This is a genomic window from Leisingera sp. JC11 (assembly GCF_040704725.1).
GTDB lineage: Bacteria > Pseudomonadota > Alphaproteobacteria > Rhodobacterales > Rhodobacteraceae > Leisingera.
This window is the reverse complement of the sequence record NZ_JBFCVS010000017.1, coordinates 74966-91502: the sequence shown is the minus strand read 5'-3', so window position 1 is coordinate 91502 and position 16537 is coordinate 74966. Positions and strand designations below refer to the sequence as shown.

At 63.8% G+C, this 16537-nt stretch carries 16 protein-coding genes; 2 read left to right on the top strand and 14 right to left on the bottom strand.

Going from position 1 to position 16537, the window contains the following annotated elements:
• Positions 1–95: 95 nt before the first annotated feature.
• A complete protein-coding gene (locus AB1A62_RS17415; protein WP_366662735.1) occupies positions 96–1616 on the bottom strand; it encodes a trimethylamine methyltransferase family protein in 1521 nt (506 codons plus the stop codon).
• Between the two features lie 93 nt (positions 1617–1709).
• Here AB1A62_RS17415 and AB1A62_RS17410 point away from each other — a divergent pair, with 93 nt between their 5' ends.
• A complete protein-coding gene (locus AB1A62_RS17410) occupies positions 1710–2624 on the top strand; it encodes a LysR substrate-binding domain-containing protein (RefSeq protein WP_366662734.1) in 915 nt (304 codons plus the stop codon).
• A 1-nt stretch (position 2625) separates the two neighbouring features.
• Here AB1A62_RS17410 and AB1A62_RS17405 read toward each other — a convergent pair whose 3' ends face one another.
• The 9 genes from AB1A62_RS17405 to AB1A62_RS17365 all read right to left on the bottom strand — a co-directional run bounded on the left by AB1A62_RS17405 (position 2626) and on the right by AB1A62_RS17365 (position 12099).
• On the bottom strand, positions 2626–3486 hold the full coding sequence (locus AB1A62_RS17405; protein WP_366662733.1) for a metal ABC transporter permease: 861 nt from the start codon (positions 3484–3486) through the stop codon (positions 2626–2628).
• Positions 3486–4364, bottom strand: coding sequence for a metal ABC transporter permease (locus AB1A62_RS17400; protein WP_366662740.1), 879 nt, complete (start codon positions 4362–4364; stop codon positions 3486–3488). The genes AB1A62_RS17405 and AB1A62_RS17400 overlap by 1 nt, the downstream gene beginning before the upstream one ends.
• Complete coding sequence (locus AB1A62_RS17395) at positions 4364–5281, bottom strand: manganese/iron ABC transporter ATP-binding protein (protein ID WP_366662732.1); 918 nt, start codon at positions 5279–5281, stop codon at positions 4364–4366. The genes AB1A62_RS17400 and AB1A62_RS17395 overlap by 1 nt, the downstream gene beginning before the upstream one ends.
• A gap of 99 nt (positions 5282–5380) precedes the next feature.
• Positions 5381–6283 (bottom strand): metal ABC transporter substrate-binding protein, encoded by a 903-nt coding sequence (locus tag AB1A62_RS17390; protein ID WP_366662731.1) that lies wholly within the window; start codon positions 6281–6283, stop codon positions 5381–5383.
• Between the two features lie 190 nt (positions 6284–6473).
• Entirely contained in the window at positions 6474–8036 is a 1563-nt protein-coding gene (locus AB1A62_RS17385; protein ID WP_366662730.1) for an alkaline phosphatase family protein, read from the bottom strand.
• Positions 8037–8183: 147 nt separating this feature from the next.
• Positions 8184–8939, bottom strand: a complete 756-nt coding sequence (locus AB1A62_RS17380) for an aspartate/glutamate racemase family protein (protein WP_366662729.1) — start codon at positions 8937–8939, stop codon at positions 8184–8186.
• A 13-nt stretch (positions 8940–8952) separates the two neighbouring features.
• On the bottom strand, positions 8953–10119 hold the full coding sequence (locus tag AB1A62_RS17375; protein ID WP_366662727.1) for a Xaa-Pro peptidase family protein: 1167 nt from the start codon (positions 10117–10119) through the stop codon (positions 8953–8955).
• 133 nt (positions 10120–10252) lie between these two features.
• Positions 10253–11398 carry an amidohydrolase gene (locus tag AB1A62_RS17370; protein ID WP_366662726.1) on the bottom strand — a complete coding sequence of 382 codons (1146 nt, stop codon included), beginning with the start codon at positions 11396–11398 and terminating at the stop codon, positions 10253–10255.
• Positions 11399–11565: 167 nt separating this feature from the next.
• Entirely contained in the window at positions 11566–12099 is a 534-nt protein-coding gene (locus AB1A62_RS17365; RefSeq protein ID WP_366662725.1) for a hypothetical protein, read from the bottom strand.
• Between the two features lie 221 nt (positions 12100–12320).
• Here AB1A62_RS17365 and AB1A62_RS17360 point away from each other — a divergent pair, with 221 nt between their 5' ends.
• Complete coding sequence (locus tag AB1A62_RS17360) at positions 12321–12800, top strand: YHS domain-containing (seleno)protein (protein ID WP_366662724.1); 480 nt, start codon at positions 12321–12323, stop codon at positions 12798–12800.
• 98 nt (positions 12801–12898) lie between these two features.
• Here the strand turns inward: AB1A62_RS17360 and AB1A62_RS17355 are convergent, their stop codons facing one another.
• The 4 genes from AB1A62_RS17355 to AB1A62_RS17340 all read right to left on the bottom strand — a co-directional run bounded on the left by AB1A62_RS17355 (position 12899) and on the right by AB1A62_RS17340 (position 16473).
• Positions 12899–13531 carry a d(CMP) kinase gene (locus AB1A62_RS17355; RefSeq protein WP_366662723.1) on the bottom strand — a complete coding sequence of 211 codons (633 nt, stop codon included), beginning with the start codon at positions 13529–13531 and terminating at the stop codon, positions 12899–12901.
• A complete protein-coding gene (aroA, locus tag AB1A62_RS17350) occupies positions 13528–14874 on the bottom strand; it encodes a 3-phosphoshikimate 1-carboxyvinyltransferase (protein ID WP_366662722.1) in 1347 nt (448 codons plus the stop codon). The genes AB1A62_RS17355 and aroA overlap by 4 nt, the downstream gene beginning before the upstream one ends.
• An 86-nt stretch (positions 14875–14960) precedes the next feature.
• A complete protein-coding gene (locus AB1A62_RS17345; RefSeq protein WP_366662721.1) occupies positions 14961–15737 on the bottom strand; it encodes a tRNA (guanine(46)-N(7))-methyltransferase TrmB in 777 nt (258 codons plus the stop codon).
• A 79-nt stretch (positions 15738–15816) separates the two neighbouring features.
• Positions 15817–16473 carry a hypothetical protein gene (locus tag AB1A62_RS17340; protein WP_366662720.1) on the bottom strand — a complete coding sequence of 219 codons (657 nt, stop codon included), beginning with the start codon at positions 16471–16473 and terminating at the stop codon, positions 15817–15819.
• Positions 16474–16537 lie beyond the last annotated feature (64 nt).

The window sequence follows — 16537 nt, the reverse complement described above, 5'->3', positions numbered from 1 at the left end:
GGTGCACAGGGGGTGTACGGGGGGTGCACAGGGGGTGCCGGGTCAGATTGCCCCCACCTGCATCAGCTGAACTTATGCGTGAAGAAAGTGTTAACTCAGTACCACGCATCCGGGATCTCCTCCTTGCGGCGGGCAACATAGGCGGCCAGTTCCTCTTTCACCGCCTCATCCATCGGCGGCGCCTGATACTCGTTCAGCATCTGGTTCCAGCGCTCATAGGCGCGCTGGCGCATGTCCTTGGAGCCGCCTTCTTCCCAGCTCTCGACGTTTTCGCTGTCGCTCAGCTTGGGCTCGTAAAACGCGGTCTGATAGTTGCGCATGGTGTGGGCGGAGCCCAGGAAATGCCCGCCCGGCGCCACCTCGCCATAAGCATCGCGCGCCATCGCCTCGTCGCTGGTGTCCAGCCCCTGGCTCAGCACCTTCTGGTACGACCCCAGCCGGTCCGCATCCATGATCAGCTTCTCGAACCCGGTACACAGGCCGCCTTCCAGCCAGCCCGCCGAATGCAGCACATAGTTGGCGCCCGCCAGCATGGTGGAATGCATCGAGTCGGCACTTTCATAGGCAGCCTGCGCATCCTCGATCTTGGACGCGGTCAGAGATCCGCCGCAGCGCAAGGGCAACCCGGCCCGGCGGGCCAGCTGGCCGATGGCGTAGTTGGAAATCACCGGCTCCGGCATCCCGAACGTCGGCGCGCCGGACTTCAGCGACATGGACGACAGGAAGTTGCCCAGCACAAACGGCGCACCGGGACGGACGATCTGGGTGAAGGCGCAGACCATCATCGCCTCCGCCATCGCCTGCGCCACCGACGCCGCGGTGGAAACCGGCCCCATCGCACCCGTAAGGATGAACGGCACAACGATAATTCCCTGCCCGCGGGCGGAATAGGTGCGGATAGCTTCAGTCACAACCTTGTCCACCAGCAAGGGCGAGTTGGTGTTCACGTTGCCCATGATCACGCAATTGTTGTCCATGACGTCTTTGCCAAAGACGATCTCGGCCATATCGACGCTGTCCTGGGCGCGGGACATCTCGGTGATGGCGCCCAGATGCGGTTTGTCGCTCAGCGTCATATGGGCAAAGAGCATGTCGAAATGGCGCTTGCTGACGGGCACGTCGCAGGGCTCGCAAATCACGAACCCGCCGTGGTGCAGGTTCGGATGCATGTAGGTCAGCTTCACCAGCTTCTCGAAGCTCTCCATATCGCCATAGCGGCGCCCGCCCTCCAGGTCGCGCACAAACGGCGCGCCATAGATCGGGGCGAAGACCTGATTGGTGCCCCCGATGGTGACCGAGCGCGCCGGGTTGCGGGCCAGTTGAGTGAACTCGCGCGGCGCCTTGGCACACAGGGCGCGGATCCACTGCGCATCGGCACGCACGGTGTCGCCGTCAATCTTCGCGCCGGCCTCTTTCCAGATCCGCAAGGCTTCGGGGTCGTCGCGGAAAGCGATGCCGACCTCCTCGAAAATCCAGTCGACCTGCGCTTCCAGCCGGACCAGCTTTTCCTCGTCCAGCACGTCAAAGAACGGCAGCGTCCGCTGGATCCAGGGCGAGGCCGGAGCCCCGGCGGGGGCAGTGTTTCTGTCGCGGGATGCGCGGGCACGTCGGGCCATGGGGCTCTCCATCTTCAGGCGTTGCGGAAAGATAAAACCCGGCGCAGACGTTGTGACGGTTGAAAATTCTGATGATTTGGATAATTCACAGTTATGCAAGAACTGTGGAAACTCCTCACCAGCCCCCGCCACCTGATCGTCTTCGAGGCCGCTGCGAGGCACGCTTCATTCACCCGCGCGTCGGAGGAACTGAACGTGCAGCAGCCTGCCGTCAGTGCAGCGATCAAGCAGATGGAAGCGTCTTTGGGCGTTATTTTGTTCCGCCGCGGCCACCGCAGGGTGGAACTGACCGGGGCAGGCATGCGGCTTTACACGGATGTGTCTAAAGCTTTGGGGGATATTCTGTCTTCTGCCAAAGCGGTGCGGCAGTTCGGGCGCAACGACCATGTGACGCTCAACTGCTCCTCGGCTTTTGCATATTATTGGGTGATGCCAAGACTGACCCAGCTGCATGAGGCGCATCCCGATATCGACCTGCGGCTGCAAAGCTCCGACCGGGAGCCGGACATCAATACCGAAGGCATCTCATTGGCGGTGCGGCGCGGCGACGGCAACTGGCCGGACTGCCATTCGGCCCTGATCGCGCCGGAGGTGATCTTTCCGGTGGCCAGCCCGCGGGTGATGGCCTCGGCGGTCAATCTGGCGACGGTGCCGAATCTGTTGCATGAGCGGCTGATCCATCTGGAGGAACCGATCCGCGAGCGCCCCAGGTGGCAGCAGTGGTTTGCTCATTTCGGGGTGACCGGGCGCCCGCCGGCCGCGGGCCTCAGGCTCAACGACTACGCGCTGGTTCTGCAGGCGGCGATTGCGGGCGAGGGTTTTGCATTCGGCTGGCAGCATGTGACCGAGCCGCTGATCAAGCAGGGGCTGCTGGCCGCCCGCAAGGAATGGTCCTGGACCACCGGCGCAGGGTTCTACCTGGTGTGGTCCAAGACCCAGGATCTGGTTCCCAACGCGGAACTGGTCCGGCAGTGGCTGCTGGAGATGGCCAGGCCCGGCACCGCGTGACTCACGCGGTGCCGGAGGAGTCCATGGCGCGCTGCATCGACCTGCGATGCGTCAGATACAGCCGCCGCACAAAGGCGAGGATGAACAGCGCGGTCAGGATCAGCACGATGGTCGGCGCCGGCGCGCTGTCGAGGAAGAAGCTGGCATAGGTGCCCGCCAGCATCGAGAACATGCAGACCAGCACGGCAACCCACAGCATGGTGCTGAACTTGCGCACCACCAGGAACGCGATGGCACCGGGGGCGATCAGCAGCCCGATCGCCAGGATCAGACCCGCCGCCTTGAGCGTTGCCACGATGGTCAGCGACAGCGCCGCCAGCAGCCCGTAGTGCAGCACCGTGACCGGCAGGCCGGAGGCCTGCGCCTGCGCCGGGTCGAAGCTGTGCAGCAGCAGGTCCTTCCACTTCAAGACCAGCGCAGCACCAACCACCAGCGAGATGATGCCCGCGGTCCACAGCTCATCCGGCTCCACCCCCAGCATGTTGCCGAACAGGATGTGATCCAGATGCGCATTGGTCTCCAGCCCCACATACATCACGATGCCCAGCCCGAACATGCCGGAGAAGACTACCCCCATCACCGTGTCCTGCTTGACCCGGCTGTTGCCCGCCAGGAAGCCGGTTGCCACCGCACACAGCATGCCGGCCGCAAAGGCGCCGATGATCAGCGGGAAGCCCAGCACATAGGCCAGCACGATCCCCGGCAGCACCGCGTGGCTCACCGCATCGCCCATCAGCGCCCAGCCCTTCATCACCAGGAAGCAGGACAGCAGGGCCGTGGGCACCGAGACAATCATGGAGATCCAAAAGGCGTTCTGCATGAACGCGAACTGGAACGGCATCAGCAGGGTATCGGGATCCATCACGCTGCCTCCTGTTGTGCGGCGGGGCCGCGCTTCAGCGCTTCGCGCGCCTTGCGCTTGGCCGCCAGCAGCCCGTGTTTCGGGGCGAACACAAAGACCGCCAGGAAGATCAGCGTTTGCAGCGTCACGATGATGCCGCCGGTGGCGCCGTCCAGGAAGTAGCTGGCATAGGCGCCGAAGAAACTGGTGAGGGCACCGATCAGCACCGACACCATGATCAGCCGCGGGAAGCGGTCGCACAGCAGATAGGCCGTCGCCCCCGGCGTCACCACCATGGCGATCACCAGGAACGCTCCCACGGTCTGCATCGCCGCCACGACGGAAGCCGACAGCAGCACAAAGAACACGGCCTTGAGCAGCCCGGGCCGCAGCCCGATGGTGCGGGCGTGGTTTTCGTCAAAGAAGGTGACCATCAGGTCCTTCCACTTGGCCAGCAGCACCGCCAGCGAGACAAAGCCGATGATCGCCAGCTGCAGCGTGTCCTCCGGCGTGATGGCCAGGATATTGCCCATGGTGATGGTCTGCACCGAGACCGACATCGGGCTGATCGAGACGATGAACAGGCCAAGACCGAAGAAGGAAGTGAAGATCAGGCCAATGATCACATCGACCTTCAACCCCGAACGCTCCGACAGGAACAGCATCGCCGCGGCCGCCAGCCCGCCGGCGATGAAGGCGCCCAGCGCAAAGGGCAGGCCCAGGATGTAGGCGCCCGCCACACCCGGCACCACCGAGTGCGAGAGCGCGTCGCCGATCAGCGACCAGCCCTTGAGCATCAGATAGGCCGACAGGAAGGCGCAGACACCGCCCACCAGCGCCGAAACCCACATTGCATTGGTCATATAGCCGTAGGTGAATGGCTCCAGCAGGTATTCCATCACGGCTTGTCCCCGCCCTCGCCACGGCCTTCGCTGGTCTGGGTCTTTTCGCCGTACTGGACAAAGGGGCGCTCGTCGTCGGTCAGGATGGTGACCTCGCGGGTGTCGCCATCATCATGCAGCGCATCACCGCCCAGGGTGAAGTGGCGCAGTACGCCGCCAAAGGCGTGTTCCAGGTTTTCGCGGGTAAAAGTGGTTTCGGTCGGCCCGTAGCCCAGCACTGTGCCCTTGACCAAGACCGTGCGGTCGCAGAATTCCGGCACGCTGCCGAGGTTGTGGGTGGAGACCAGCATCACCCGGCCCTCCTCGCGCAGTTCGCGCAGGAGGGCGATGATCTGCTCCTCGGTTTTCACATCGACACCGGTGAAGGGCTCATCCAGAAGGATCACCTGCCCGTCCTGCGCCAGGGCGCGGGCCAGGAACACCCGCTTGCGCTGGCCACCGGACAGTTCGCCGATCTGGCGGTGGCGGAAGTCCTGCATATTAACCCGGCGCAGCGCCTGATCGACGGCCTCGTGGTCAGCCGCCTTGGGGCGGCGCAGGAAACCCATGTGGCCGTAGCGGCCCATCATCACAACGTCCTCGACCAGCACCGGGAAGGCCCAATCGACTTCCTCCGACTGCGGCACATAGGCGACCAGGTTCTTGCGCAGCGCCTCCTTGACGGTCATGCCGAGGATGCGGATCTCGCCCTGCGCAGCCGGGACAAAGTCCATGATCGCCTTGAACAGGGTCGACTTGCCGGCGCCATTCACCCCGACCAGCGCAGTGACGGTGCCGCGGGGAATGCCAAAGCTGGCATTCCACAGCGCGGTGTGGCCGTTGCGGTAGGTGACGGTGACATTCTGTGCGGCAATCCCGCCGTCCGCGGGTGCGGCGCTGGTGTTCATGATGTGGGTCTCGCTGGCATCAAGCATTGGGCTTTCCCGCAGAGTTACACACAGAAATTGTGTTTTGTGAAATGAAACGCCCCGCAACTTCCGCTGCGGGGCACTTGGATATGAAAAATAGCGGTTTTAGTTGGTCACTTCGGTCAGGCCGCGGGCCACGGTCTGGGAGGTGACTTTGAGCAGGTCCAGGTAGGTCGGCACCGGGCCGTCGGCCTCGCTGAGGGAGTCGACATAAAGCTCGCCGCCATAGGCCACGCCGGTTTCCCGCGCCACCTGCTCTGCCGGAGCGGTGCTCACGGTGCTTTCGCAGAACACCACCGGGATGTCATTGGCGCGCACGCCGTCGATCACCGAACGCACCTGCTGCGGGGTGCCGACCTGGTCGGCGTTCATCGGCCACAAGTACAGCTCCTTCATGCCGAAATCGCGGGCCAGGTAGCTGAAGGCGCCTTCGCAGGTCACCAGCCAGCGCTTGTCCTCGGGGATCTCCGCGATGGAACGGCGCAGCGGCTCGATGGTGGCACGCAGCTTGTCTTTGTATTCACCTGCGTTCTTGACATAGATGGCGGCGTTTTCAGGGTCGTGCTCGGCAAAGGCCTCGACGATATTGTCTATATAGATCAGCGCGTTATCCAGACCCATCCAGGCGTGCGGGTTGGGCTTGCCCTCGTAAGAGCCGGCCGCGATCGGGATCGGGTCGATGCCATCGGTCAGGGTCACGGAAGGCACATCGTCGAGGTTGGACAGGAACTGCTCGAACCACAGTTCCAGATTCATGCCGTTCCACAGGATCAGGTCGGCGTCAGAAGCCCGCACGATATCGCGCGGTGTCGGCTCATAGCCGTGGATCTCCGCCCCCGGTTTGGTGACCGAGACCACCTCAGCCGCATCCCCGGCCACATTGGCAGCCATATCTGCCAGCACGGTGAAGGTGGTGACAACCTTCATCTTGTCTTCAGCCATGGCGGCGCTGGCGGTGACGGCCGCGATGGCGGCGGCGGACACTGTCTTGAGCAGGTTCGGGAACATCCGATTCTCCGTTTTGAAGATGTCTTTGACGCACTGTTATTGCAAATCATTCGCAACTGTCAATGAAATTGAGAATGATTTGCAATACGGGGGTTTCCAGCCACCCGCCGCCGGCACATCCAAGCCTGACAGGCGCCGGATGTGTTGCCATCATCAGCGATCCTTGCCCCGGGGGAGCCGGCCGGGCGTCTTACTGCGGGTACCGGGGCATGCTGCGCGCGCCATCACCCGTGATGGCGGTCAGCGACAGCGTATGGTCCATATTCCGCATCCGGTGCCGCAGCATTTGCCGGGTCAGCCGGCTGAGGTTACCGGAATGTTCGGGCTGGCCCGCCACATTCTCCAGTTCCCCGCGGCCCTGGCTGTCAAACAGCATCGGCGGCAGGTCGGCAGCGAATTCGACCAGCGTGAACCGCTCATCCCGCAGGATACCAAGGCAAGAATCGCTGGCGGTGGTGCCAAGCTCCTGCTGCCACAGTGTCGGCTGCAGCGGGTCCGAGAAATCCAGCTCAGAGAAGGAATACTGCCGCCAGTCCTTCGGCACCTCTCCGCGCAGGAGCGGCAGCAGCGACCTGCCGTCCATGGAATTCGGCAGCTCCTGCCCCACCCATTCGAGGATAGTCGGCGTCACGTCGATGGATTCGGTGATCTGGGAGATGCATGCGCCTGCGTTCTGCTCATTGCCCGGCATCCGGATGATCAGCGGTGTGTGGTAGGCAGCATCATAGACCGTCATCTTGCCCCAGGAATGCCGGTCACCCAGCATCTCGCCATGGTCAGCGGTAATCACCACCGTGGTGCTGTCGTATTGGCCCGTGTCCTTCAGGAACCGGATCACCCGCCCGACATGGTGATCCACTTCGGTCGCGAGGCCCAGGTAAACTGCTCGCAAGGTGCGGATGTTCTCATCCGTCGGCTCCAGTTCCGGGAAGCCTTCGACGAAGCTGGCAGCGGTGCTTTTCCGCAGCAGCGGGCCGAAGAACGGGTGCTGCGCGCATTCTTCCTCCGGTGTCGCCAGCCGTTCCGGCAAGGGCAGGCTGGCTGGGTCATACATGCTGTTGTAGGGCGCCGGCGCCACCAGCGGCGGGTGCGGCCGGATATAGGTCAGATGCGCGAACCAGCTTTCCTTGCGATAGGCGGCCATCTTTCCAAGGAAGGAGTTGGTCAGGAACGCGGTGTCGCTGTCCTCCGCCGCGTAGAGCGCCGGATCGTTCAGCCTTGGCGCGCCGCCAGCGGGCGAGACCGGCTTGTAGACGTCCCAGTAGTTTTCGAATTCATAGCCCCGGCTCATCAGATGCGACTGCCACGGATAGGACATCTCCAGCCGCATCTCGGTCATCTCATGGAACCCGTTCATAGGGTATTCATAAGTCCTGAGCGCCGGATCGTTGGCATCATATGCGCGCGGATCCTGTGAAGTATCGGTATAGCCGAACAGCATCGGCAGATAGCCTGCCCTGCGCATTTCGGTGGCGATGTTCGGGGTGTCATGGCGCAGCGGCGTGCCGTTGCGGACCGAGCGGTGGTTCATCGCGTACTGCCCGGTCAGGATCGACGCCCGCGACGGCCCGCAAGGGTTGGTCACCGAGAAATGCCGTTTGAACGACACCGCCTCCTGCATGAAGCTGCGGATATTCGGCAGCTTCACATGCTCTGCCAATGCCCCGAACACGCAGTCCGCGCGCAGCTGGTCGATGATGATGAACAGGACGTTGCGGGTCGCGGGGCGGTTGTCGGGGCGGGCAGCGGGCATCCGGGTGTCCTCATTTTCAAGGCACGGGTCAGGTTTCGGATGCCAATCTGCGGCGATCTGCAGGCGGATTACAAGCGCAGACTGCGCACTGCGGCAGGACAGCCTGCCGCGGTGCACCAGCTAGTAAACCCAGGAGGATTTCCCCTGTCAGGCAGCCAATCCCCGGGTGAACAGCTTGCCGAATTGCGGCTGAGGATCCTCAACACCTGCAAGCCGCAGCATATGCCAGCCCAGCGCCTGGTTACTCGAAATCACCGGCACGCCGGTCCGCGCCTCGATCTCCGGAATGATCCGCAGGCAGCGTAGGTTGGTGCAGGAAATCACGATCGCGTCGCAGTCGCCTTGTCCGGCGACCTGTGCTGCTGCTTCCGCAATTGCCGCCTCGCTGATCCGGGCCACAACGCGGTCGTCCATCTGTTCAAACGATCCGAAGTCAGCGATTTCAAATCCCGCCTCTTCCAGCTTGACGCGCATCTGCGCGGAGACTTCCGGCAGATACGGGGTGACAAACCCGAACCTGCCAGCACCCAGCGACTTTCCCGCCGCAATGATCGCTGCCAGCGGGTCAGTCACCTTGGCGTCCGGCAGAACGGTCTGCACCGCTTCGGCCACCTTGGCGGAACCGATCACCGTTGAGGCCGAGGTGCAGCCGTAACCGATCACGTCAAAGTTTGGCGTAGAGGGAAACAGCCGCGCCGATGCCGGCAGATCCGCCTGCATCTGCGCCAGGGTATCCGGGCGGACCTCCGGTACCATCGGGATGCGGCTGTGATAGAGCGCGACCCCTGGCTGCGCCATCATCCGGGAGAACTCCGGCTCCAGCGTTTCGTCGGTTTCCAGCACGATCACGCCCAGGGTGGCGCGGGTGCCGATCCCTTCGTCCGTGTCATAAGAGAGTTTCATGGCTTTATCTTCCTCAGATCACCGGCAGTTCCGGGGCGGCGCGCTCTGTCAGCAGCTCCGCGCCATCGGCCCGCACAACGATGTTCTCCTCATGCACCATGATGCGGCCTTCGCCATAGCCCAGCGAGGGCTCCAGCGTGAGCACCATGTTTTCCTCGATCACCGTTTCATCAAAGGCCGCGTGCGAGGGCCATTCGGTCAGCTGCATCCCCAGCCCGTGGCCCAGCCGCCCGACGTCGCCGCCCTGATCGTCCGTTTCGGCAATCACCGACTGCATCGCCTGGAACAGGTCGCGGCAGGTGGCGCCGGGTTTGGCGGCAGCAATGCCGGCTTCTGTGGCGCGCCACAGCACATCATGGGCCCGGCGCGACAGATCATCAGCATGGCCAATGGCAAAGTTGCGGTCGAAATCACAAAAGTAGCCGTCCCAGGTCGCCCCGGTGTCCAGCATCACGATGTCGCCCGCCTGCAGCGGCCGGCCGGTCGGTGGCGAGATCACGTCGCTGTAGCCACCCTGATCCGCACCGCCGACCAGATAGGGCACATCATCAGCCCCCTGCGCCAGCGCCTCGCGCCGGAAGGCGCGGAACAGATCCTCAAACGGCTGGCCCTCATGGGCGATCTGCGGCACCTGCGCGAATGTGCGCGAGCCAATGCCGCAGATGTGGCGCAGCTTTTCGATCTCGGCGGCGGATTTCACCATCCGCAGGCCACGCACCAGCGGGGTGGCATCGGCCACCTTCAGCCCCGGCAGCCCCGCTATCAGGCGTTCGTAGTCGCCGAGCGGCATTCTGAGCGAGGTCTCGTGCCCTTTCATCAGGCCGATGGAGCCGCCGCGTCCGGCAATCGGCGACAGCAGTTCGGTCAGCAGGCTGATGCCATCGTTCTGCGGCGCAGGCGCGCTCCAGGTGCGGATGTCCTCGATCCAGGTACGGCGCATCAGGTCGGCGCCGATCTCAGGTATGATGGCAATGGGTTTGCCCGCGGGCGGCACAAACAGGAACCAGGGCCGGGTCGGGCTTTGCCAGAACAGCGTGTGGAAGCCGCTGAAGTAGCGCACTTCCGGTTCGGTCAGCAGCAGGAGCCCGTCCAGCCCCTGCGCTGCCATCAGCGCCTGGGCTTTTTCTGTGCGGGCGGCGAATTCAGTCTCCGGAAAACCGCGAGCGGGAGCCGTGGACATGGTCATTTCCTTTCATGATCGCGGCAATGGCCGCCGGGCCGGAAGCATTTCCGGAACCGGCTGGCAGTATTGGGGCGCTTCTGAGCAGCCCCAAGGTCATTTTCATCTGCGGCAACAGACTGGCCCAATGCGGTCAGCCCCTGTCAGCAGGCAGCCGGTCACGCACCAGCTGCACCCAGTATTCCGCGCCGATGGGCAGCAGAGCATCGTTGAAGTCATAATCCGCCGAATGCAGCGGCTGGCCGTGCGGACCTTCCTCGCCATTGCCCAGGAGCAGGAAGCAGCCCGGCACTGCGGCAGCAAAGTGGGCAAAGTCCTCCGAGAAGCTCATCGGCGGGCGGTTGCGGATCACTTCGCAGCCGGCGGCTTCGCCCGCGCGGCAGGCGGCTTCTGCCGGCTCTTCCGCGTTAATGGTCTCGACAAATTCGGTGTTGAAACTCACCTCGGCCTCCACCCCGTGGGTGGCGGCGACACCGGCGGCGATCTGGCGCATGAAGCGCTCGACCGCCTCTCGGTCTTCGGGCACCCGGGCACGCACGTCGCCCTTGAGCACCGCATGGCCGGGCAGCACGTTGCGCTGGCCGTCAGTCAGGAACTCGGTCACTGACACCACCGCGCCGGAACCTGGCGCCAGTTTGCGCGCCACAATGGTCTGCAGCGCCAGCACCATTTCGGCGCCGACGGTGATGGCATCCACCCCCGCTTGCGGCATCGAGGCATGGCCGCCCTGCCCCTTGATCGCGATTTCAAACAGGCTTTCGCTGTTGCAGATCTGGCCGGGACGGGTCGAGACCTGCCCCACCGGGGCGCCGGGCAGATTGTGGATCGCATAAACCTCTTCGATCGGGAACTGCTCCAGCACACCCTCGGCTATCATCGCCTGCGCGCCCAGTCCGTGCTCCTCGTTGGGCTGGAAGATGAACACGACGGTGCCGTCAAATCCCTTCTCCGCCGCCAGCCGTTCGGCGGCGCCCAGAAGCATCGTCATATGGCCGTCATGGCCGCAGGCATGCATCTTGCCCGGCGTTTTCGAGACATAGTCATGAGCAGAGGTTTCGGTGATCGGCAGCGCATCCATATCGGCGCGCAGCCCGATGGCACGGTTGCCGGCGCCGGCGCGCAGCAGACCGACGACGCCCGCGCCTTCATGCACCTCCAGGCCGAGGCTGCGCAATTGCTCCGCCACCTTCGCCTTGGTGCGGTCCTCCTGAAAGCCAAGCTCCGGATGCCGGTGAAAGTCCCGGCGCATTGCGGTCAGGCGGTCCTGAAAGCTTGCCATGTGCATTCTCCAAGCTGTGTGGGGCGAAAATATGCGTCCCCTTGCGACTTGGCGCATATTATTACAGCTCTCAGGTGACGAAATTCATTCCCATTCCGCCATATCGCGGCAAAAAACGTACCAGGGAAATGAGTAGAATCACCGCCTGAAGATCAGCAGAGAGAGCCTCATATCTCTTCGCCCTTCTCTAGAAGCTCCTCGATCAGCTGCCGCTGGATTCCCGGGCTGTCGCCGCCGCCGAACTGCAATGCCCCGCCAGTGTAGAGGGTGCCATAAGTGCGGGCGATGTTCACTGTCTGGCCTAGCGAGGAAATCAGCTGGTCTTTCTTGAGCGGCGACAGCGGGTGGATGAAAACCGCCCAAAGCTGCCCCTTGGCCACCGCATAGCGCGCATCGAGTGCGGTGTCGAAATTGGCCTGCATCATCCGCATCAGTTCCTCCGCCGTCAGCCCCTCGGCCGGGCGCAGCGGCACCATCGCCCGCATCCGGTCCGCTGCCGGGTCGGTGACTACCAGCATCGGCACCCCGGAAATGGTCAGCTGAAACCCTGGCCCCACCGGCTGCGTGTTGCCGTCCAGCGCGAACAGGATCCGGCCCAGCCGCTCATAGGTCATCGGCGGCTCTGGCGCCTTGCCCGTTTCCTGCGCCATCGCAGGCGCCGCCAGAACATAAGCCATCGCAATTGCCCGCAGCCAAGTCATGAAAGAACCTCCCCTCAACATCCACTCTCAGGCTAATGCGCTCATGCCCAAGCTGCCATGCACAGATGAGTGAACCGCAGCAGTTGGGAGGCGGGAGCAATTCGGAACGATCTGCAAAATCAACGGGACGAACAGAGATTAATCGTTCAACCCAGCGGATCTAACTTCAGTCTACCGGGCCGCAGAGCCTGTTTGCACACCTGAACCTGATGAGGAAAACCATGAAAACGCTTCTGACAACCGCGCTGATTTCGCTTTCTGCTGCGCTGGCCGCCCCGGCCTTTGCTGCAGATGAAATCAACGTTTCCAACGGCATCTCAGCTGGCGGTGCGCCGCTGGCAGCCCATGGAGTCGATCTGGTGGCGCTGCTGGACAGCCGCAACCCAGTGGAGGGCATGGCGACTTATACGGCCACCGTGGACGGCGCCTCCTATTACTTCGCGTCTGAGGAAAACAAAACCGCGTTCGAGGCCAACCCGTCGAAATACCTGCCCCAGCACGGCGGCTTCTGCTCCTACGGCGTGTCGGTGGGAAAGAAATTCGACGGCGACCCGGACCAGTACCTGGTGCATGACGGCAAGCTGTTCCTGTTCCTGAACGCTGCCACCCGCGCCGCCTTCCTGGAAGATGTGGCTGGCACCGCCAAGACCGCGGACAACCAGTGGGGCAAGATCAAGCATACCGCGGTTGGCGCGCTCTGACCCCGCCTGACAGAGAGCAGGCAGACCCACGTTCCGTCCTGCCTGCTTTCGGCCCGCAGCTGCTGCGTCAGCTGCGGGTATTATTGGAAAGCTGGTGTTTACGGCAGTGTTTCGCCCGCCTCGCGGCGGGCTTCAATTACCGCCATCGCCTTGGCCAGGGCTTCCTCGATGCTCAGATCGCTGGTGTCGATCAGAATCGCATCCGCTGCGGGGCGCAACGGCGCCTCAGCGCGGTTCGTGTCGCGCTCGTCCCGGGCTTTCACATCGCCCAGCACTTCCTCCAGCGTCGTTACCTTGCCCGCTGCGGCAAGTTCCAGAAACCGGCGGCGGGCACGGACTTCGGCGCTGGCGGTGACAAAGAATTTCACCTGCGCATAGGGGCAGATCACCGTGCCGATGTCGCGCCCGTCCAGCACCGCACCGCCCGCACGGCGGGCAAAGGCGCGCTGGAAATCGACCAGAGCCGCGCGCACTTCGGCAATCACCGCAACCTTGGACGCTGCCTGCGCCACTTCCGGCCCGCGCAGGTCGTCACGCGCCAGATCTTCGGGCGTCAGGTTCTGCGCCGCGTCCACCGGCGCCGCGCCGTCCAGCATCTTGGCGCCAACAGCGCGGTACAAGAGGCCGGTGTCCAGATGGCCAAAGTCATAGTGCGCGGCCAGCGCCTTGGACAGCGTGCCCTTGCCCGCAGCCGCAGGCCCGTCAACGGCGATGGTGAAGCTCTCGCTCATGTGCGCTCCAGCTTGGCGCCGAGGCTGCCCATCAGGGTCTCGAAGATCGGGAAGGAGGTGGCGATCGGGCTGCCGTCGTCGACAGAGACCGGGTTCTGCGCCCCCATGCCCATCACCATGAAGGACATGGCGATGCGGTGGTCCAGGAAGCTCTCGCAGGTGCCGCCGCCCGGCACGCCGTCGATGCCCAGACCGGTGACTTCCCACCAGTCCTCGCCTTCTTCAACAGTAACACCGTTGGCACGGAGGCCCTTGGCCATCGCGTCGATGCGGTCGCTTTCCTTGACGCGCAGTTCCTTGACGCCCGCCATCATGGTCTTTCCTTCCGCGAAGGAGGCCACCACCGACAGCACCGGGTATTCATCGATCATCGAGGCGGCACGCTCGGGCGGCACTTCGATGCCCTTCATGTTCGGCGAGTACTTGGCGCGCAGATCGGCGACCGGCTCGCCGCCCTCTTCGCGCATGTTCTCGAACGTCAGGTCGGCGCCCATGTCCTGCAGCGTGTAGTAGAGGCCCGCGCGGGTCGGGTTCAGGCCAATGTTGGGCACCAGCACATCAGAGCCGGGGGTGATCAGCGCCGCACAAACCGGGAAGGCAGCGGAGGACGGGTCGCGCGGCACCGCAATCACCTGCGGTTTCAGCTCCGGGCGGCCGGTCAGGGTGATGACGCGACCCTCGTCGGTTTCCTCGGTGGTGATCTCGGCGCCGAAACCGGCCAGCATCCGTTCGGTATGGTCGCGGGTGGCTTCCTTTTCGATCACCACGGTTTTGCCGGGCGCGTTGAGGCCCGCAAACAGCACTGCCGATTTCACCTGCGCCGACGGCACCGGCACCTCATAGAGAACCGGTACAGGGTCCGCCGCGCCGACTATGGTCATCGGCAGGCGGCCGCCGGAGCGGCCGACGGATTGGGTGCCGAACAGCGCCAGCGGGTCGGTCACGCGCGCCATCGGGCGTTTATTCAGGGAGGCATCGCCGGTGAAGGTCGCAGTGATCGGAGAGGTCGCCATCACCCCCATGATCAGCCGTACCCCGGTGCCGGAATTGCCGCAGTCGATCACATTGCCAGGCTCTGCAAAGCCGCCGACACCAACGCCGAATACCGACCAGTTGCCGCCGCCATGGTTCACCACTTCGGCGCCAAAGGCCTGCATCGCCTTGGCGGTGTCCAGCACATCCTCGCCCTCCAGCAGGCCGGAGATCTTGGTTTCCCCAACCGACAGCGCGCCCAGGATCAGCGAGCGGTGCGAGATCGACTTGTCGCCGGGCACCTCTGCCACGCCCTTGAGAGCGTCAGCACGGTGAGAGGTCATCGGGATGGGCGTGCCGTGTCCGGACATGGGGCTTCCTTCGTCTGTCGGTCGTTCGTCTGTTCGTTTGCGCTATCGGTAACGGATTGGATCTGGCCGGTCCAGCGTAATTGGCCTCAGCCCAGACGGCGGAAGGTCAGGTAATGCGGGGTGCGGCCTTCGCGCAGGGCTTTCTGTTCATAGCGGGTGGAAATCCAGTCATCCCACGGCTGACGCCAGTCGTTTGGCCCTTCGGCCAGCCATTCGAAACCCGCTTTCGGAACCTCTTCAAGGGTCTGGCGAACGTAGTCGGGGATATCAGTCGCCACGCGGAAGATCCCACCCGGCTTCAGGCAGCGGGCCAGCGGCTCCAGATGCTCCTGCGTCACAAACCGGCGGCGGTGGTGGCGGGCCTTGGGCCAGGGGTCGGGATAGAGCAGGAAGGCACGCGAAACGGACGCCTCCGGCAGCACATCCATCAGGTCGCGGGCATCGCCGGGGTGCACGGCGATATTGTCCGCGCCCGCATTGCGGATTTTGCCCAGCAGCATTGCAACACCGTTGATGAAGGGCTCGGCGCCGATGATGCCAACGCCCGGGTTGCTGACCGCCTGATGCACCAGATGCTCGCCGCCGCCGAATCCGACTTCGAGCCAGACATCCTTGCCGCCGAACAGCGCCTCCAGGTCCAGCGGGGTCCGGTCCGGGTTTTCATCCCAGCCCACTGCACCGGGGCTGAGGCTTGCCAGGTCCTCGTCCAGATAGCGCTTCTGGCTGTCCTTCAGGGTCTTGCCCTTGAAGCGGCCGTAGAAGTTGCGCCAGGGCGCGCCGCTGGCGTGTTTTTCGGCCGCATTGTTGGCGGCAGGCTGGGCATCCTTGGACTGGTCGTCGCGGGGCTTCTGGTCGCCGGACATGCGTCTGGGCTCCTGTTCGAGGCATCTTTTGAAAGGCTGGCCGCCCCTGTGCCGCAAGCAGGCCCGCGGGTCAAGCCATCTAGGGGTTTTGCCCCGGCCGCAGCTCGCGCAGAACGCCCGCTGCGATCAGCCGCAGACGGCTGGGATACCACTCCCCGTCCGGATCCGTGCGCAATGTCTCAATGGCAAAGCCAGGATCCACTCCGCGCGCCACCATGTAGCTGAGATGCTCGTAGATTTCGCGCTGGGTGTCCTCATAGATCCAGGAGCCGAACTCAAACGGTGTTGCCCAGCGGCGGCGCTTGCGTTCGCTGCGGTAGTACTTATGCACGGCCTCGGACGGCCAGTTGCGCTGGTGGAACCCGATGCTGGAGCCGATTGTCATCCGCCTGCGTTCGCCGGCCAGAAAGACATCCACGCAGGCACTGATGCAGGTGCCGTCGACGAGCGTATCCAGCCCGTATTCCAGCACCAGCCCGGCAATTTCCTCGCCTGCATAGACGCTGCCGCCGACGCTGTTGAGCTGCAGCTCGGAAATCCCGGGGCTTTTCTTCAGGATATCCCGCAGGTGCGAGACGTCCTCCTCGGTGATCTCCGCCAGTTCGCCTGTCACGTCTGTTTCGGTGTCATAGACCAGCGTCTTGCCCTGCAGACTGAATTTCTGCGGCAAGGCCTCCTTGGCGGCAGCGGCAGACGCCAGAACCAGGCAGGAAAGTACAAATGTCACGCGCAGCATTGCAGTCCCGGCAGCTGAATGAACCCTGCCCGGCACTATGGCGCAGGCTTCCGTTTCACTCCAC